This is a genomic window from Brachyspira sp. (genome assembly GCF_029258575.1).
In the GTDB taxonomy this organism is placed as follows: Bacteria; Spirochaetota; Brachyspiria; order Brachyspirales; family Brachyspiraceae; genus Brachyspira.
In genome coordinates, this window is record NZ_JARHYI010000118.1 from 1 (window position 1) to 18,112 (window position 18,112).

Annotated in this window: 17 protein-coding genes, 1 tRNA gene and 2 pseudogenes; 3 read left to right on the forward strand and 17 right to left on the reverse strand. The window is 28.9% G+C overall.

What is annotated here, in order from left to right; genetic code table 11:
• Positions 1 to 501: 501 nt before the first annotated feature.
• From Q1J76_RS09075 to gmk, 12 genes are all read right to left on the reverse strand, one after another.
• Positions 502 to 2,604, reverse strand: a complete 2,103-nt coding sequence (locus Q1J76_RS09075; protein ID WP_300377991.1) for a 6-bladed beta-propeller — start codon at positions 2,602 to 2,604, stop codon at positions 502 to 504.
• A gap of 55 nt (positions 2,605 to 2,659) precedes the next feature.
• A tRNA-Thr gene (locus Q1J76_RS09080) sits at positions 2,660 to 2,732 on the reverse strand.
• A 73-nt stretch (positions 2,733 to 2,805) separates the two neighbouring features.
• Positions 2,806 to 3,531, reverse strand: coding sequence for a lytic transglycosylase domain-containing protein (locus Q1J76_RS09085; protein WP_300377994.1), 726 nt, complete (start codon positions 3,529 to 3,531; stop codon positions 2,806 to 2,808).
• 11 nt (positions 3,532 to 3,542) lie between these two features.
• Positions 3,543 to 3,995, reverse strand: a complete 453-nt coding sequence (locus Q1J76_RS09090; protein ID WP_300377997.1) for a flagellar FliJ family protein — start codon at positions 3,993 to 3,995, stop codon at positions 3,543 to 3,545.
• A 35-nt stretch (positions 3,996 to 4,030) separates the two neighbouring features.
• Positions 4,031 to 5,485 (reverse strand): FliI/YscN family ATPase, encoded by a 1,455-nt coding sequence (locus Q1J76_RS09095; protein WP_300378000.1) that lies wholly within the window; start codon positions 5,483 to 5,485, stop codon positions 4,031 to 4,033.
• 33 nt (positions 5,486 to 5,518) lie between these two features.
• Positions 5,519 to 6,421, reverse strand: coding sequence for a flagellar assembly protein FliH (fliH, locus tag Q1J76_RS09100; RefSeq protein WP_300378003.1), 903 nt, complete (start codon positions 6,419 to 6,421; stop codon positions 5,519 to 5,521).
• A 97-nt stretch (positions 6,422 to 6,518) separates the two neighbouring features.
• Positions 6,519 to 7,550 (reverse strand): flagellar motor switch protein FliG, encoded by a 1,032-nt coding sequence (gene fliG / locus Q1J76_RS09105; protein WP_300378006.1) that lies wholly within the window; start codon positions 7,548 to 7,550, stop codon positions 6,519 to 6,521.
• A gap of 60 nt (positions 7,551 to 7,610) precedes the next feature.
• On the reverse strand, positions 7,611 to 9,314 hold the full coding sequence (gene fliF, locus Q1J76_RS09110; protein ID WP_300378009.1) for a flagellar basal-body MS-ring/collar protein FliF: 1,704 nt from the start codon (positions 9,312 to 9,314) through the stop codon (positions 7,611 to 7,613).
• Between the two features lie 232 nt (positions 9,315 to 9,546).
• Positions 9,547 to 10,071 (reverse strand): CinA family protein, encoded by a 525-nt coding sequence (locus Q1J76_RS09115; RefSeq protein WP_300378012.1) that lies wholly within the window; start codon positions 10,069 to 10,071, stop codon positions 9,547 to 9,549.
• 26 nt (positions 10,072 to 10,097) lie between these two features.
• Positions 10,098 to 11,024 carry a tRNA (adenosine(37)-N6)-dimethylallyltransferase MiaA gene (gene miaA, locus Q1J76_RS09120; RefSeq protein ID WP_300378015.1) on the reverse strand — a complete coding sequence of 309 codons (927 nt, stop codon included), beginning with the start codon at positions 11,022 to 11,024 and terminating at the stop codon, positions 10,098 to 10,100.
• Positions 11,025 to 11,029: 5 nt separating this feature from the next.
• Positions 11,030 to 11,431 carry a DNA-directed RNA polymerase subunit omega gene (locus Q1J76_RS09125; RefSeq protein WP_300378018.1) on the reverse strand — a complete coding sequence of 134 codons (402 nt, stop codon included), beginning with the start codon at positions 11,429 to 11,431 and terminating at the stop codon, positions 11,030 to 11,032.
• 25 nt (positions 11,432 to 11,456) lie between these two features.
• A complete protein-coding gene (gene gmk, locus Q1J76_RS09130; protein WP_300378021.1) occupies positions 11,457 to 12,008 on the reverse strand; it encodes a guanylate kinase in 552 nt (183 codons plus the stop codon).
• Between the two features lie 201 nt (positions 12,009 to 12,209).
• Between gmk and gltX the strand changes: the two genes are divergently transcribed.
• The gene (gltX, locus tag Q1J76_RS09135) at positions 12,210 to 13,655 is read left to right on the forward strand and encodes a glutamate--tRNA ligase (protein WP_300378024.1); all 1,446 of its coding nucleotides are present in this window, start codon (positions 12,210 to 12,212) and stop codon (positions 13,653 to 13,655) included.
• Positions 13,656 to 13,674: 19 nt separating this feature from the next.
• Positions 13,675 to 14,061 carry a response regulator gene (locus Q1J76_RS09140; RefSeq protein WP_300378027.1) on the forward strand — a complete coding sequence of 129 codons (387 nt, stop codon included), beginning with the start codon at positions 13,675 to 13,677 and terminating at the stop codon, positions 14,059 to 14,061.
• A 93-nt stretch (positions 14,062 to 14,154) separates the two neighbouring features.
• Here Q1J76_RS09140 and Q1J76_RS09145 read toward each other — a convergent pair whose 3' ends face one another.
• The 5 genes and pseudogenes from Q1J76_RS09145 to Q1J76_RS09165 form a co-directional block, all read right to left on the reverse strand.
• A complete protein-coding gene (locus tag Q1J76_RS09145; protein WP_300378030.1) occupies positions 14,155 to 14,358 on the reverse strand; it encodes a hypothetical protein in 204 nt (67 codons plus the stop codon).
• A gap of 42 nt (positions 14,359 to 14,400) precedes the next feature.
• A complete protein-coding gene (locus Q1J76_RS09150) occupies positions 14,401 to 14,847 on the reverse strand; it encodes a CAP domain-containing protein (RefSeq protein ID WP_300378033.1) in 447 nt (148 codons plus the stop codon).
• 72 nt (positions 14,848 to 14,919) lie between these two features.
• Entirely contained in the window at positions 14,920 to 15,876 is a 957-nt protein-coding gene (rfaD, locus tag Q1J76_RS09155) for an ADP-glyceromanno-heptose 6-epimerase (RefSeq protein WP_300378036.1), read from the reverse strand.
• A 28-nt stretch (positions 15,877 to 15,904) separates the two neighbouring features.
• Entirely contained in the window at positions 15,905 to 16,363 is a 459-nt protein-coding gene (rfaE2, locus tag Q1J76_RS09160; RefSeq protein ID WP_300378039.1) for a D-glycero-beta-D-manno-heptose 1-phosphate adenylyltransferase, read from the reverse strand.
• A 50-nt stretch (positions 16,364 to 16,413) separates the two neighbouring features.
• Positions 16,414 to 17,397 (reverse strand): annotated as a pseudogene (locus Q1J76_RS09165) (class I SAM-dependent RNA methyltransferase); the annotation flags it as partial.
• A 40-nt stretch (positions 17,398 to 17,437) separates the two neighbouring features.
• On the opposite strand from Q1J76_RS09165, the pseudogene Q1J76_RS09170 reads away from it, so the two are divergent.
• Positions 17,438 to 18,094, forward strand: a pseudogene (locus Q1J76_RS09170) (IS1595 family transposase).
• The last annotated feature ends 18 nt before the right edge of the window (positions 18,095 to 18,112 follow it).

Here is an 18,112-nt window from a genome sequence, read left to right on the forward strand (position 1 = left end):
ATAAATTTATAAAAAATAAATAAAATAGAATCGAATACATAATATTTTTTAAAAATAAAATATAATTATGTATTATATGAATAAATAATTAATTAAGGAAATAAACAATTAAAAAAATACTAATTAAGGATATAACAACTGAATACCTAGTAGGAAAAGAATTTACTCTTACTAATATGTATTCTGATATAGAAATTACTATTTTATTTGCAGCAAGAAATTTAGTAAGCGTTTTTTCTTTGTCTATATTAATTCTATAAGAATATATTCATCATCTAAAAATAACCGTAAATTATGAACTTGATTCTTTTCTTCTTTAAGCTCAAATTCATTATTATAAATGAAAGTATCTAATATATAATCTTATTTTTAATTCTATCTTTATTTATATAGTATCAATAATATCTTTAAATATAATATAAAATTCTGCTGATATATTAATGCATATATAAAAGAGGTCTATCTAAATAAATAGAAAAGCCTCTTTTATATAAACTTTTATTATGGCACTACATAACCCACTTCTTCTTCACCATACATATCTCTATACTGAACTCTAATATTTAAAGCTCTGAATTGTCCAGACTGAGATATATTTTTAAAACTATTATAGTATATAAAATATCTTCCAAAATCAATATTTTTCATTTTATTAAGTTCGCTAGCATAATCTATTGATAAGTCAGCATTTATAGTATAACCATATGTATTTTTTGTCATCAAATCTAAGAAATAATTAGATTTCTCAGCACCTATATAAACCTGATTTAGAGAAACAGCATTATTCTTAGCAAAACTAGCTATATCACTGAAATTCATCATATCAAATACTCTATCATCAGGACTGCTAACTGTAAAATGTATAATAGCAGTTTTCTTGAAACTATTTCCAGTAAGTCTTATAGCCTCATGATAAGCATCATCTAAAGCAGATATTCCGCCTGTAAATCTGAAATTATTAGCATTTTCGAGTATTCTTAAATTCCTTGCATCATAATTATCAGCCTTATAAACCTGATCATTATAATGTATAACTAAAACCTCATCATTATTAGTTAAACTCATAGTAAAGTTGCTTATCTCTTCTTTAATTCTATTCTCATAAGGCTTAGCAGCAAGACTATCTTCTATTAAATATACAAATCTATATTCATGCAATTCAGGAGCATCATAAAAATCAACCTTATGAGGAACTACCGAATTCTCAGTAACAAAGAAATTTTCAGCAGTTAATCCTATAACAGGATCTGTAACTCTATCTCTTACAGTAACTGATGCTACTACAAGAGGAAATTTATTTAAATATTCTCTGTCTACAAATACATCTAAATTAGCATAATACTCTTCTTTTCTAGTGTATACATCAACTCTTCCAGAAATAAAATCAGTAAGATATATATCACCATTAGGACCTTCAGCAACAGAGGTAGGAGTAACAGTATATCTCTCTGAATTATTAAATATAGTAAAGTCAGAGGCATTCACATCATAATTGAATATTTTATTTCCATCAGCTATATAAAGATTTCCGTCTTTAGCAAATGATAAACCTCTAGGTTCATTAAATAAATCATGTTTAATGGTATGTATATAATTTCCATTCAAATCAAATTGCTGTATTCTTTTATTTCCCATATCCGCTACATATATATATCTATTATTCACAGCTATACCAGCAGGCGAAAATAATTCTCCTTCATTTTCTCCAAGTCTTCCAAAACTATACAAAAAATTACCGTCAATATCAAATACAACTATTCTATTATTTCCAGTATCAGAAACATATAAATTACCCTCTCCATCAACTGTAACCGCAGAAGGTCCAAGAAGCTGACCATTGCTTACACCTGAAACACCTATATTTGTAATATAATTATGATTTGCATCATATTTAAATATTTTATCTTTTTTGGTATTTGCTATATATATATTTCCGTTTCTATCTATATCAAAACCTCTAGGATTTTCCAATCTTTCATAAGGATAAACCCTTGCTACAAACTGCAAAACTTTTTTCCACCAACTAGTATGCTCTCTTTCCAATCTTTTTCCATTAGAAATTTTTGCCATTAAATTACCATTAATATCAAACTTCTTTAATGAAGAATCACTATAATCCAAAACATACAAACTTCCGTCAGGCATTACCTTTATCTGTATAGGCTGATTAATATTCTTTAAAAATTTAGCATTTGTAGAGAAAGCTTTTAAATAAATAAAATTACTTAATATATCCTTTTTCTCTTCAACAGCATTAGCAGAATCATATTTATTAATTTTAGAAAGTATTATAGGATCTTCATAACCCATTCTAGCTATATTAAGCCATTCATTTATAGCTAAAGACATATATCCCGCTTTGTATAAAGACTTACTATACCAGTATCTTATAAACTTATCCGTAGGATTTGTATTAAGAGAGTTCCTAAAACTAGCTATAGAAGCATCATAACGTTCTTGATTATAATAATGCACACCTCTTAATAATTCTCTATAAGAATCATAAGTCCCTGTGTTTACATAATACGGAGTTTTATCGAAAGTGTATGAAAGCGATATAGTCATTAAAAATAATACTATGACCGCTAGAAGTTTTATTCTCATAAATCCTCTTTTTATATTATAGTTTTGATATTTTTGCTTTATAATAGTAAACAAAAGCCCGCTATCGGGATTGAACCGACGACCCTCACCTTACCATGGTGATGCTCTACCAACTGAGCTAAACGGGCAAATTCGTAAAATATTATAAAATTACAGAATAAAAAAGTCAAGCAAGCATATAAACATTTTATTATGTTAACTTTACTTTATATATCCTATAATGTTCTTAACATAATTTTGAGTTTCCTCTATATTAGGAATTCTCTGTAGCCTATCTACCAAGGAAGGTCCTGCATTATAGGCTGATAAAGATAAATCAAGCCTTCCATCATATCTGTTTAACATTTGAGATAAATATCTGCTTCCAGCCATTATATTGGTATAAGGATCTTTAAGCATCTCTTTATCTGTTACTCCCAAACCCACACCTGTTTGAGGCATTATCTGCATTAAACCAACAGCACCTTTATTACTTACAGCAGTAGGCACATAATTTGATTCCTGCTTAATAACTGCTTTAATCAAATTTTCAGGCAATGAATATTTTTCAGCAGCCTCTTTAATTATATCATCATACTTAGTATGGAAATTCTCTGCTGAAGCCTTTTTATATGCATTTATAACTTTAGCAAAATTATTTGTATTTCCTTCATAAACTCCAAAAGATATCTTTCCTTTGAAAGCATCGGAAGAAGTATCTCCACTTATAATCTCACCATTGTCAATTTTTTTATTGGTATCATTAACTATAGAATCATTCATACTATTTATTTTATTTTCTGTATTAGTTTCTGACATAGCCTCATTTAAATGATCAGCAAAAGGCTTTGTCGGAAGCGAAGTATTTAAAGGAGCAAAACCCAATTTATTAAAAGTATCCTGAATCTCCCCTATTCTAGCTTGTATTCTTTGTACTGACTCTATCATAATAATACCTCTTAATATTCATAAGCTTCACTAGAAATATATTCCTTTTTCCATTCATCTAGTTTAGCCTGTTCTTCTTTATTTATTAACTTTTTATGCTCTAATAATTTCTTTTCTTTTAAAAGCTCTACAGCTCTTCTCTCTCTTGAAGCCTCCTGAAGAATTTCCTGCCTCTTTCTTAGTTCAACACTTATCTCAGCCATATTATCTTCATGTATAGCTATCTGAGAATTCAAAGCACTTATATATTCTCCAAGATAAATACTCATACTAAGCATTTCTTCATTGTCTTCCATACTATCAACTATTCTTATACTATCGCTTATTTTTATAAGACAATCATCTTTACCATCTCTCTCCTTATTATATGAAGCAGAAACTTCCGCAACTTCAGCTTGTCTCTGTTTCTCTATATTCTTTCTAAGTTTATATAAAGGTTCAAGCTTAAAATAAAATTTCTTCATAATACTACCAACAATTCTTTATATTCTTCACAAATCTACAGTATAACAACATCATCAGTATATTCTACATTGTCGGAAATATTTGTTCTATCATCTGCTTTTTTTACATCTCCGCTATTTAATAAATCATCTTCTATCTCTTCCTTCGAATAGAACATAGATAAAAGTGCCTCTTTACTGTCAGCAAAACTTGAAACTTCATAAACATCTTGCTGTAAATATCTATCCATCATAGACTTATAATCAATAGCCCTATCAACATCAGGCATACTGCCTTTAGCATAACCTCCTATCATTATAAGCTCTTTAGCTTCATTATAATCTGCACTCATCTTTAAAAATTCTCTAGCAGACTTTTTATGCATATTAGAAACCACCTCATTCATAATCCTAGATATGCTTTTATTAACATCAATAGCAGGGAAATGACCCCTATTAGCTAAATCCCTAGATAAAACTATATGTCCGTCTAATATACCTCTTACAGTATCAGTAATAGGCTCATCCAAATCATCGCCTTCCACCAATACATTATAAAAAGCTGTGATAGAACCTTTATTAGAAGTACCTGTACGCTCCAAAAGTTTGGCAAGCTCTGAAAATACACTTGGAGTATAACCTCTAGTTGTAGGAGGCTCACCTCTTGAAAGTCCTATCTCTCTTTGAGCTAAAGCAAAACGAGTTACAGAGTCAACCATAAACATAACATTTTTACCCTTATCTCTGAAATATTCTGCTATTGTAGTTGCTGTATAAGCAGCACGCACCCTCAAAAGAGGAGCATCATCACTAGTAGCAACAACTAATATACTTTTTTTTAATCCTTCCTCTCCTAAATCTCTCTCTATAAAATCTCTTACTTCTCTTCTTCTTTCACCAATTAAAGCTATAACATTAACATCAGCATTTGTATTTCTGGCTATCATAGATAAAAGTGTTGATTTACCTACACCTGTACCACTCATTATAGCCATACGCTGTCCTTCTCCAACAGTAAGAAGTCCGTCTATAGCTCTTACCCCTGTTTGTATATGTTTTTTTATTCTAGGTCTATTCATTGGATTTACAGATGAATGCGAAACAGGAACAGGAGTTTCATAAAAATTATGTCCGCCTCCTGCAAGCGGTTTTCCTCTGGCATCCAATACTGTTCCTAATATTTCATCACAACACATAACAGATAATGGTCTTTCAAAAGAATAAACCATATTACCAAAAGTTATTCCATTAACAGGTCCGAATGTTGCTAATAATACATCTTGATTCCTAAAGCCTATAGCTTCAGCATCAACATAGGTATTATCATTCATATATATACGGCACATATCACCGAGTCTGCAGAAAGGTCCTTCGCTAATAACCAATGAACCTATAACTTCTTTAACTTTTCCATAAGACTTTAATAAAGCAACATCATCAACTACTTTTCTATATTTTTCAAATGTCTTTTTTACTTCTTTATCAAAATCAACATTCTCTTCTTTAATCATAATATTATCAGCCCTAAAATAAATTATAATAAATTAGAAACCTTTTATAGGCTCTACTTCTTTGATAGCTGTTTCTATTTCATTCAACTGAGTATTTATTCTAGCATCAATATCACCGAAATCAGTTTCTATCATACATCCGCCAACATCAACATTAGGGTCTTCCAATACTGTTACGCCTTCAATCTTATCAAGCATTTGATAAAATTCATCTTTATGTCTTGCAGAAACTTCCAAATCATCAATATTAACTCTAATAGTAATTTTAGTTCTGCCCTTAATTCTTCTTAAAGCTTCCTGAATATTCCTTATAACTATACCTTTATCTCTTTCTGTAAGCATTTTTACAACTCGTTTAGCTATAAGTACAGCAACTTCAATAACCTGTGCCTCTGCTGCATCTATTATCTCATTTCTCTTATTGATAGTTTCAGCCAAAATTTTCTTCATCTTTTCTGTTAACTTGATTAAGTCATTATTACTATCAGAAAAAGATTTTTCAAAACCTTCATCATATCCTTTAGCATAACCTTCTTTATATGCAGCATCTTTAATAGATTCAGATTCGTTTTGTATTCTCTCTTTTTCAGCATTAGCATCTTGTATTATTCTTGAAGCATCAACTTTAGCCTGTTCAGAAATAACATGTGCTTCATTCTGTTTAGATTTAAATATTTCAAAAGCCTGAGTTTTAGCATCTTCAATTATTCTGTCCGCCTCATCAACAGCCTTTCTTCTCATATCTCTCAAATCTTCTTCCCATTGAGCTCTAAGTCCTGCAATCTCAGCTTCAATTTCTTCAATAGAAGGTCCTCTGTACTCCTCTTGATACTCTTCATAATCAAGTTCTTCCTGAGATTTATGATGAGGTACTGCAATATTAACTTTTTGAGTTAGTTCAACAATACTTCTAGATTTAAAAACCTTTTCTGGCATAATTTACTCCCAATATTCTTAAAAGCTTTATATTATTTTATTATCAATTATTATTTTTTACCAATAAAAATTACAAATCAAAATATAGCAATTTTTATCACACAACCATTTCATCTTCACCAGCACGGGCAACAACAATATCACCTTGCTCTTCAAGTTTACGAATGATGTTAACGATTTTCTGTTGAGCTTCTTCAACATCTTTAAGACGAACAGGTCCCATAAAGTCCATATCCTCTTTAAGTAATGCCGCAGCACGTTTTGACATATTTCTATAAACTTTATCTTGTGCATCTGTATCAACACTTTTAAGTGCTTTAGCCAAATCACTAGAATCAACTTCACGAAGTACTTTCTGTATAGCTCTATCATCAAGTAAAACGATATCTTCAAATACAAACATACGTTTCTTGATTTCTTCTGCAAGTTCTGGATCATCCTCCTCCAAACTTTCAATGATACTCTTCTCAGTAGATCTATCAACACTGTTAATGATTTCTACTATAGAATCAATACCTCCAGCAGAAGTAAAGTCTTCGCTTGCAAGTGTAGAAAGTTTTCTTTCAAGTACCCTTTCAACCTCTCTCAAAACTTCAGGAGATGTTCTATCCATTATGGCAATTCTCTTAGCTACATCAGGCTGAATTTCAGTAGGTAAAGCTCCCAATATACTAGCAGCCTTTTGTGCCTCTAAATAAGCCAAAATAAGTGCTATAGTCTGAGGGTGTTCACCTTGTATGAAGTTAAGCAAATGTGCAGGGTCTGTACGGCGTATAAAATCAAAGGGTCTTACCTGTAATGAAGAAGTAAGTCTATTGATGATATCGCTTGCCTTCTGACTTCCTACTGATCTTTCAAGCAAGTCTCTTGCATAATCTATACCACCTTGAGTTATAAAATCCTGAGCTATCATCATCTCTTGGAATTCTCTAAATACAGCATCTTTATCAGCAGATTCTATATTTTCAAGTCTGGCAATATCAAATGTTATTTGCTCTATTTCTTCCTCTCTCAAATGTTTAAATATTTCGCTTGATGTTTCCATTCCTAGAGATACTAAAAATATAGCAACTTTCTGACGACCGCTTAATACCCGTTGCTTTTTATCTTTTTCTTTCTCTGCAGCCATAATTTATACTCCTATTTTTTATTTTATAACTCAATTATATTATTTACTTTTTATTAATTATTAACTCTTATCATCAGCCATCCAAGTACGAAGAAGCTGAGCAACATCGTCTGGTCTTTCATGGCTTACTCTTATAACTTCATCCATAAGTTTTTTACGAGCAGCATCTTCTAAACTAATCTCACTTATAGGCTCTTCATTAGCATTCATCATAGCCTGTCTACGCATTTCCATCTGTTTGCGTTCAAGCTCCTCTTCTCTAAGTCTGCGTCTTCTAGCAAGCTCTTTCTGTATAGCTCTTATAGCCAATGCTAATAAGAACAATATAAGTAAAGAAATCATTGTTATTATTAATGTCTTTCTTATAAATCTATCACGCATAAGTTTAGAATCTTCAGAATTGAATCTATCCCAATGGTCAAACTGAATATGTGTTACACTTACTTGGTCTCCTCTTTTCAAATCATATCCTATAGCAGCCTGTACTAAAGCTGTAACATTCTTAATTTCTTCAGTTGTTACAGGATGATACTCTCTTACATAAGAAGTTCCATTAGTTATTATAGGATCTCCCTTCTGATCATAAGATTTAGTCCATCTTCCGTCTAATGCAACCGCAGCTGATATTTTTCCTATTTGATAACTTCCCTTTTTGATAGCTTCATATCTTTTACTTAACTCATAATTATCCTGAGCTTCTGTTTTTGTATAAGTCTGCCATCTGTCAGTTTTATCTTTATATCCAGGAGGTACATTTTCTTCAGCTCCTGCAGCACCTTGAGGTATAAATTGCTGACCTTTCCAATCCTCTGTTACTGTACGAGTAGATACATGCACCTTATTAGTAAATTGACTGTCATCATAAGGTGTTGCTGGATCATCTTCTTTTAAGATTATTGGAAGAACTAAATTATTTGTTATTGAAACATCATCCCAAATAAGTTCTAATGCTATTGTTGTTTCTACTCTGTTTGTGTATATTCTTCCTAAAGTTTGTCTTATTTTATTTTCTATCTTTTTTCTTTCTCTGTCTACTATTTTCAACTCTTCCTGAGCAACTTTCAATTTTAAATTAGCTGCCTCATCTGTAAAATCAGTCAATACATATCCAGTACTATCTGTAATAGTTACAAATTCAGGTTTTAATTTATCAACACCCATAGCTATCAACTGCTGTAAGCCTCTAACAGTTTTAGGATCTCTTAACATCTCCTCTTTGAAAGGCTGTGCTTTAATAACTACTGATGCTGTAACAGGTGAATCTATATCTGTTAAATATTCTTTCTTTGGAAATGCTAAATCTACTGTAGCTTCCTGAACAAAATCAAGTTTAGTTAAAAGCTGTGTTATAGCTTTAGTTAATGATCTTCTTTTGTTAATATCAAGTTCAACATCTGTTATACCTATACGAGGCGAATCGAATAATTCCCAGCCGTCAACTCCCATAGGCATTCTACCCTCTTTCACCAATTCTAATTCTGCTTTTGCTTTATCATTTTGGCTATTAAGAGTGATGAAACCATTTCTGTATTGGTATCTTATGTTATTAGCATCTAATACCGCTATGACATTTTTAGCATCTTCCTGAGTCAATGCTTGTTGGAATAATAATGTACCTGTTTTTCTTGATGTGAGTACTATTGTTGCAACTATTGCCCCAAGAGCTATTACTAATATACCTATTAAAACGGCTTTTTGCAATGTTGTTGTTTTAGAAAAAATATTTTTTATTTGACTTGTTAATTTATTTATAAAGTCCTGCATTAGAAACCACCTAATAAAAGTTATCTTTAGAATTTATCGGTTATAGTTATGTTTACTTTATAAAAAAATTATGTTTATTTGCTAGTTTACATAACTATTTTTTCTTTTTATGAATATTAGTTTACATAATTATTTTTGTCAACAAGTAAACATAGTATTTTATAAATTTATAATGGACTTTTTAGAATTTTTTATTAAATTTCATTTTTTATACTTATAATATTATTATAACCTAACATTTTTTTAAGAAATTTTCAACCAAATTTAGTGCAAATAATACGCTTTGTTCCCTTACTAAATTCCTATCACCTTTAAAAATATTTTTATAAGCCTTAATATAACCTTTTGACGCCAAACATATCCATACCAAACCGACAGGCTTTTCATCAGTACCACCTGAAGGACCCGCTATACCACTTATTGCTATTGATATATCACTTTCCATTATTTTTCTACTGTTTTCTGACATTTCAAGTACGCATTCTTCACTTACAGCTCCATATTTATTTAATGTTTCCTCTTTTACATTTATCATCTTATTCTTTATTTCATTGGAATAGGTTACAAAAGAGCCTTCAAAACATTCAGATGAGCCTGAAACCGATGTTATACTTGAAGCAAACAATCCACCTGTACAGGATTCAGCAGATGTTATTTTTAATTTTCTATTTATCAAAAGCTGAACTGTATTATTGGATTTTTCTTCTATTTGCTTTTTTATTTCTTCTCTATCTATTTTTATATTATCATTATTCATAAAATAACCAAAAAATATAATTTTAATTAATCAATACTATAAAACTGTTTTATTTCATAAGCTGTTTTTTCAAGATCATTTTCATTGATTCTATTATGCTCTTCTCTTCTAAACCAAGTTAATTGTCTTTTGGCAAAATTTCTAGTTCTTTTTTTTATAAGTTCAATAGTTTCTTCCAAACTCATAGATTTATTAATCAAATACTCATAAATCTCTTTATATCCTATAGCCTGCATAGATGTATAAGTATTATCTATACCCATATCTATTATTTTTTTTACTTCATCAAGCAAACCTTTTTCAAACATAATATCAACTCTTTTATTTATATTATTATAAAGTTTTTCTCTGTCTATATCAATAATATAGCTTAAATAATCCAAATCAACAACGGGTTTTCTAAGTTTTTTCAATTCCGAGAATTTTTTTCCAGTATTATAATAAACTTCCAAAGCCCTTACTACTCTTCTGGCATTAAATCTATCTATATTTTCAGCCGCTTCCCTATCAATATTTAAAAGCTCTGAATATAAACTTTCAAGTCCGTATTTATCTATTCTTTCATAAAGCTCTTTTCTTATTTTTTGAGATGACTCTTTATTATCATTTTCTTCATCAAAAATACCATATTTTATAGCATCTATATAAAAACCAGTGCCTCCAACTCCAAATATAGGTTTATTGTCCATATTATTAACAATATCTTTAAATATATATAAATAATCCTTTATATTGAAATTGACAGAAGGTTCAAGTATATCAACCATTTTATAATTATATTTATCGATTTCTTTTAAGGAAGGTTTGGCAGAGCCTATATCCATATATCTATAAACCTGTATAGAGTCTATAGATATTATGGAGGCATCATTGAAATAGTTATCTATCAGTTTATGAACGAAACTGCTTTTGCCTGAAGCTGTTGCTCCTGATATAAATACTATTTTTTTCACTTTATTTATTCATCTTTTTTCTTTAAAACTCTTTTTTTCTTTTTAGACTTATCCTCATCTTCATCATAATCATCAGAATCGTCTATATCGGAAGCAACATACTCTGTATTAACCTCCTCATCTGAAGATTCATCTTCAGAAACATATTCCCCCTCATCATAAGCTATTTCAGAATGTTTGAAAGGTGCTTCTTCATCTATATCCATATCAACACCTTCTTCATATTCATACTTAATTTTACCGTCAAGTATATTTTTCATAACAGTAGGTATATATTTTCCGCCCCTGTATTTAGTTTCTCCTTTAAGAAGTGTACCGCCATTTTTAGCTAATTCTATCATAGCTTTACTAAGTTCATAGCGATTTCCCTTATATTCTATAAGTTTCTCTAACGGTATTATACCCATATATTAAACTCCATATATTTGATTTTTATAATTTTGAATTGATAGCTTCTTCTAATTTTGTATAAGCTTCTTCAATATTGTAATTTTCTATAATAATATCGAATTTATCTTTATATTCTAATTCTCTTTTGGCGTCCCAGATTCTAAGTTTGATACTCTCTTCAGTTTCAGTACCTCTTCCTTCAAGTCTTTCTTTCAAAATTTCTATAGAAGGAGGGGTGATAAATATATAATTAGCATCTATTCCCTTATCTTTTATATATAAAGCACCTTGAATATCTATATCCAGTATTAAAATATTATTTTCATCATCAGCTTTTTCTAATTCTTTGAAAGAAGTTCCGTAATAATTATCATGAACTAATGCCCATTCTATAAATTCGCCTTCTGATATCATTTCTTCAAATTTTTCTTTGTCTATAAAATAATAATCTTTACCGTCTACTTCATTTGCTCTTTGCGATCTAGTTGTGTGAGATACACTAAAAACTGCATTACTATGATTAGCCATATATTTTTTTATTAAAGTGGTTTTACCAGCTGCTGAAGGAGCTGTAATAACAACGATATTGCTCATAATACACCAAATATAGAATTGTGTATCATTATATCATAACAAAAAAAATATTTCAAGTTTTATATAAAAAATATTAAAAAATATAATACACTAATTATCATAAATTTGCTTAAAAATTTATTTTTACATAAAACTATTAATTAATTGATATTTATTTATTTTAATGTATAATAACTCAAGTTTGAATACAAGGAGTAAATTATGTCGGAAATCAGGGTTCGTTTCGCTCCGTCTCCAACAGGTTTTTTACATATAGGAAATGCTAGAACTGCATTATTTAATTGGCTATATGCCAAAGCTATAAATGGAAAATTAATATTAAGAATAGAAGATACAGATCAGGAAAGAAGTACTAAAGAAGCTGTTGATATGGCTATAAAATCATTGAAATGGTTAGGTATAGATTGGGATGAAGGTCCTGAAGTAGGTGGCGATTATGGTCCGTATTTTCAGTCTGAAAGATTAAATATATATAAAAAATATACTGAGAAACTTATGGAAGAAGGAAAAGCATATTATTGTTTCTGTACTTCCGAAGAATTAGAAAAAAAATCTAATATGCAGAGAACTTTAAATCAGCCTATCATTTATGACGGTAAATGTAAGGATATACCTTTAGAAGAGGCTAAAAAAAGAGTTGCAAATGGAGAACCTGCTAAAATTAGATTCAGAGTACCAAAAAATCAGATTGTTACTTTTGATGATTTTGTAAGAGGAATAGTAAAAACTAACAGTGATGAAATAGGAGATATTATTATAGTAAGAGAAAATGGTTTTCCTACATACAATTATGCTGTTGTTATAGATGATATGCTTATGAAAATTTCCCATGTTATAAGAGGAGAAGATCATATATCAAACACTCCTAAACAAATACTTATTTATGAGTCATTGGGTGTTGAAGTACCTAAATTTGCTCATACTTCTTCAATATTGGGAAATGACAGAAAGAAATTATCAAAAAGGCATGGTGCGGCTACATTAATGGAATACAAAGATGAAGGTTTTCTTCCTCAGGCTATGAGAAACTTCCTTGCTTTATTAGGATGGACTCATCCTGAAGCAATGGAAACTATGATTGATGATGATATGATTAAAGCATTCAAGCTAGACAGATTCTCTAAAAGCCCTGCTATTTTCGATACTGCTAAATTAAGACATTTAAATGCTTGGCATATCAAAAATATGAATTTAGATGAAGTTACAGAATTATTCATACCTTATTTAGTTAATGGCGGATTCTTAAAAGAAAATTATACAGAAGAAGAACATGCTTGGGCTAAAAAACTTGTTTCTGTTATAAGACATAATTGCGTTGTTTTATCGGACATTGTTAAATATGTTCCTGTATTCTTTGAAAATGATTTCGAGCTTGATGATGAAATGAAAGCTATGGTAAATAAAGAAGAAAGCAAAAAACTTCTCCAATTCATAAAAAATGATATAGAAAATACTGAAGAAATTACAGATGAATATATGAAAGCTTTAATCAAAAAAGCACAGAAAGAAACAGGGTTAAAAGGACCTAATCTATATCACCCTATAAGATATGTATTGACAGGAAGCTCTGCTGGAAGTGAATTATCTCATATATGTGAACTTCTAGGTAAGAAAAATGTTCTTTACAGATTATCTAAATACATTTAATAAATAATCGGGGTAAAATATGATTAATGGTAAACCTTTAATACTTGCTGTAGACGATGAAGAGTCTATAAGGAATCTTATAACATATACTTTTGAACCTCATAATTTGGAAGTTATTACGGCAGAAAATGGTAAATCAGCAATAACTATACTAGAACATAATCCTGTTGATGTTATTATCACAGATTTACTTATGCCTTCTATGACAGGGCTTGCTCTTATAAGAGAGATGAAAAAAAGAAAAAGTTCTATACCTATTATAATAATTACAGCATATGGTAATACTGAAATGGTAAAAGAAATTATTGCTGAGGGAGTATTTAGACTTATAGAAAAACCTTTAGATTTTGATGTATTAGTTCCTATAGTTCAAGAGGCTATAGAACATAAAAATAATAATGAGTAATAAATAATTAATTACTTAATTATAAAATAAAAGGCTTAAGTTTATTTAAAACTTAAGCCTTTTTATAGTATATGCAAAAATAAATAAATATAATTAATCAATAATACTTTCTAATTCATCACCTGCATTTTCCAAAGCATCTTCAGCCTTTTTTCCAGCTTTCTCAGCTTCTTTACCAGCTTTTTCTAATGATTTTTCTATATTTTCAGTAGCTTTATCTATAGTCTTTTTTTCCTTTTCGCATGATAAAAAGACAAAAGATAAAATCATAAAAGAAATAAAAATAATTTTTTTCATAATATTCTCTCCATAAATAAAATTTCTCTATGAAATAATTTTTTAATCTGCTAATGAGCAATAAAGTATAGCCCAATAAATATTCTTGGCATTTTTATATATACCAACCCCAACATAAGTATAATCCATATCTAAAATAGAAGATGAATCATTTGGATCTTTAATCATAGCCCTAAAAATACCGTCAGCAGTTTCATGCCCTGTTCTTATAGACTCCCCATAAAATGCAACAGATATGCCATGCTCTGAATATACCGTATGTATTTCGCTTCCATCTGGTCTTTTAGATTCAAATAATTTTGATATTTCTTCTGCCCTGACAGAAGCTGCTACTTGTAAATCATCATTCGTTTTGTACTCGTATAAACCAGCCTTTCTTCTCTCTCCATTTATTAATTCAAGTAGATTTTCAGCCTCTTGAGGATCCTGAGAAAATAAGGGCAATGATAAAAATAAAGTACTAAATAATAATAAAATAATTTTTTTCATAGTCAAATCCTAAAAGCTTTATATATTATATAATCATTATAAAGAATAATCGTAAAACATTTTATACGATTTTCACATTAAATATCCTCCACTTTTTTCCAAAACTTCGGCATATTTTTTAACACCTGTATTAACATTCATAAAACTCTTATCATAACCAACAGATCTTAAGTTATTTAAATCTGATTGAGTATATTTCTGATATTTTCCTTTTAAAGTATCTGGAAAAGGTATATATTCTATTTCGGCACTACTATACACTTCTTTTAAAGCCTTAGCAATCTCTACAAAACTTTCAGCATTTCCAGTACCGCAATTGAATATTCCAGACTTATTAGGGTTTTCAAAGAAGAAAATGTTAACTGAAACGACATCATCAACATGCACAAAATCTCTCAAAAAATTCTCGCTGCCTTCAAATATTTTCATATTATCTCCTGCTTTTATCTGATTAAATAAATGAAAAGCAACAGAAGCCATTCTCCCCTTATGATTCTCCTGAGGTCCATAGACATTGAAATATCTTAAACCTACAACCTGACTGTTAACTTTATTTTCTTCAAATAATTTATTTAAATATCTGTCAAACTGATATTTAGAAAAAGCATAAACATTTAAAGGATATTCATTTTTTTCATCTTCTTCAAATCCGTTTTCTCCGCTTCCATATACTGAAGCACTTGAGGCATAGAAAAGTCTTATCTTCTTATCTAAACAAACATGAAGAATATTTTTACTATACTCATAATTATTTTTCATCATATATTTACCGTCTGTTTCCATAGTATCGGAACAAGCACCCTGATGAAATATAGCTTCTACCTTTTCATTATTTACAAATGAAGTTAAATAATCTAAAGTAAAATCCTCTTTATCTATATAATCACTAAACTTTATTCTATTTAAATTTTTGTACTTTGATGCATTTTTTAGATTATCAACAATTAATATATCATCAATTCCTAAATTATTTAATCCTCTCACTATATTAGAGCCTATAAACCCAGCACCACCTGTTACTATAATCATATTAAACCTCCAATTTTTTTACTATTAATTAACTGTTAATCTTTTTTATTATATTAGTAGTAGAATATCCATCAACAAAATCAATCAATACGGTTTCTTTTGAATATTCTCTTCCAACAATATTTTCAATTTTATAATCTCCGCCCTTTACCAAAATATCAGGATTTACTATTTTTATAAGCTCAAGAGGAGTATCCTCATCAAATATTGATATATAATTAATGCATTCTAAAGCAGATAAAACAATAGCTCTTTCTTCTTCATTATTAATTGGTCTGTCATTACCTTTAAGACGCTTTACTGAAGAATCGCTATTAAGTCCTAGAATAAGTAAATCTCCCAATTCTCTTGCCTTTTGCAAATATTCTACATGACCGCGATGAAGTATATCAAAACAGCCGTTTGTAAATACTATTTTTTTATTTTCTTTTCTATATTCTGACAATATATTATCTAAATTATTTCTTTCTATGAGCTTTTTATTCATAATTAAATCATTCCAAATTTAATATTTATTTAATTATAGCATAAAAAACATTAATAACAAGAATTAAAACTATTTTTATATTCCAAACATGAAATGACTTCTATATGATAAGTATCAGCAAACATATCTATAATATTTAAATCCAACAATTTATAATATTCTTTTAATAAATTAATATCTCTTGAAAAAGTCATAGGATCGCATGAAACATATATAATCTTTTTAGGCTTTATTCTTATTATTTCTGATATTAGTTTTTTATCAATGCCTTCTCTAGGAGGATCCATTATCAAAGTATCAATATTATAATCAATATTTTTTAATGTTATAAAGGCATCTTCACTTTTTATATTGAATCCGTATTTATTTGCAATATTTACAGAATCTTTATTTATCTCTGAAGAAATGAATTTATAATTTTTATTCAAACTCTTTAATTTGCTTTCTATAGCAGCAGTAAAAAATCCACTTCCTGCATAAAGTTCAATTATTGTAATATCATCATTATTCAAATATTTAATAACCTCATCTTGAAAATCATCAAGCAAATATAAATTACTTTGAAAAAATGTTTTATTTCCTATAGGCACATCACCGTATTTAGTTTTATATATAATACTGTAAATTCCGTAACTTTTTATTTTCTTATTATATTTTATAGCTATACCATCAAAATATTTATAAAAATTATCTAAAGATTTTATATTAATTTTTTTATCAATTTCCAAAAAAGCAAGAGCCTCATTATTATTATTTTCTATAGCATAAATATTGCCTGTAATATTATTATCATAAACAAAACTTTTTATTCTTTTAAATAAACTCTCTTTTAGTACAATGCATTCATCAATATTAACAAAATCATTACTTTTAAACTTATAAAACCCTATATCTCCATTAACAGCTATCATATTAACTCTGAGTCTGTAATTAGAATTTTTACTTCTGATAATTTTGATATCTTTTTCATAATTAATATTTCTAATAGCATTTGAAACTATTTTCTTCTTTATATCAATCTGTTTATTATAATCGGGGCTGTCCTAGATAACTTAAATTTGTTATAATTTAGTTATGAAACGAAGTAAATTAAGCCGAGAAAAACAATTAAAGTTAATAGAACATTTTGTTGCAGGAACTACAGCCCGAAGAGCTTCTGTTTAAATAGGTGTTAATAAAACAACAGCATCATATTATTTTTTAAGATTAAGAGAATTAATTTTTGAGTATGAAAGAAAAAAAGAAGATGAACTTTTTAATGGTGAAATAGAGGTTGATGAGAGCTATTTTGGCGGTAAAAGAAAAGGAAAAAGAGGAAGAGGAGCAAAAAATAAGATTCCTGTCTTTGGTTTATTAAAAAGAGGCGGAAAAGTATATATAAAAATGATAAATAATACGAAAATGACTGCTTTATTGCCAATAATAAGAGAAAAAGTACAGCCAGACAGCATCGTTTATTCAGATTCTTATCATAGTTATGATATTTTAGATGTATCAGAATTTAAACATTTTAGAATTAATCATAGTGAAAAATTTGCTGAAGAGAAAAATCATATTAACGGCATAGAAAATTTTTGGAGTCAAGCAAAAAGACACCTTCGTAAATTTAATGGAATCCCAAAGAAACATTTTCATTTATTTATTAAAGAATGTCAATTTCGCTTTAATACTCCAAAAGTTGAAAAACAATTAGAAATAGTATATAATTTAGCAAAGAAGGAGTTTTTTTAGTTATCTAGGACAGCCCCT

What these genes read in the sequence shown, in the direction of transcription:
- Q1J76_RS09075 (WP_300377991.1), bottom strand. Translation starts at nt 2,604, where the DNA reads ATGAGAATAAAACTTCTAGCGGTCATAGTATTATTTTTAATGACTATA.
- Q1J76_RS09085 (WP_300377994.1), bottom strand. Translation starts at nt 3,531, where the DNA reads ATGATAGAGTCAGTACAAAGAATACAAGCTAGAATAGGGGAGATTCAG.
- Q1J76_RS09090 (WP_300377997.1), bottom strand. Translation starts at nt 3,995, where the DNA reads ATGAAGAAATTTTATTTTAAGCTTGAACCTTTATATAAACTTAGAAAG.
- Q1J76_RS09095 (WP_300378000.1), bottom strand. Translation starts at nt 5,485, where the DNA reads ATGATTAAAGAAGAGAATGTTGATTTTGATAAAGAAGTAAAAAAGACA.
- fliH (WP_300378003.1), bottom strand. Translation starts at nt 6,421, where the DNA reads ATGCCAGAAAAGGTTTTTAAATCTAGAAGTATTGTTGAACTAACTCAA.
- fliG (WP_300378006.1), bottom strand. Translation starts at nt 7,550, where the DNA reads ATGGCTGCAGAGAAAGAAAAAGATAAAAAGCAACGGGTATTAAGCGGT.
- fliF (WP_300378009.1), bottom strand. Translation starts at nt 9,314, where the DNA reads ATGCAGGACTTTATAAATAAATTAACAAGTCAAATAAAAAATATTTTT.
- Q1J76_RS09115 (WP_300378012.1), bottom strand. Translation starts at nt 10,071, where the DNA reads ATGAATAATGATAATATAAAAATAGATAGAGAAGAAATAAAAAAGCAA.
- Q1J76_RS09125 (WP_300378018.1), bottom strand. Translation starts at nt 11,431, where the DNA reads ATGGGTATAATACCGTTAGAGAAACTTATAGAATATAAGGGAAATCGC.
- gmk (WP_300378021.1), bottom strand. Translation starts at nt 12,008, where the DNA reads ATGAGCAATATCGTTGTTATTACAGCTCCTTCAGCAGCTGGTAAAACC.
- gltX (WP_300378024.1), top strand. Translation starts at nt 12,210, where the DNA reads ATGTCGGAAATCAGGGTTCGTTTCGCTCCGTCTCCAACAGGTTTTTTA.
- Q1J76_RS09140 (WP_300378027.1), top strand. Translation starts at nt 13,675, where the DNA reads ATGATTAATGGTAAACCTTTAATACTTGCTGTAGACGATGAAGAGTCT.
- Q1J76_RS09145 (WP_300378030.1), bottom strand. Translation starts at nt 14,358, where the DNA reads ATGAAAAAAATTATTTTTATTTCTTTTATGATTTTATCTTTTGTCTTT.
- Q1J76_RS09150 (WP_300378033.1), bottom strand. Translation starts at nt 14,847, where the DNA reads ATGAAAAAAATTATTTTATTATTATTTAGTACTTTATTTTTATCATTG.
- rfaD (WP_300378036.1), bottom strand. Translation starts at nt 15,876, where the DNA reads ATGATTATAGTAACAGGTGGTGCTGGGTTTATAGGCTCTAATATAGTG.
- rfaE2 (WP_300378039.1), bottom strand. Translation starts at nt 16,363, where the DNA reads ATGAATAAAAAGCTCATAGAAAGAAATAATTTAGATAATATATTGTCA.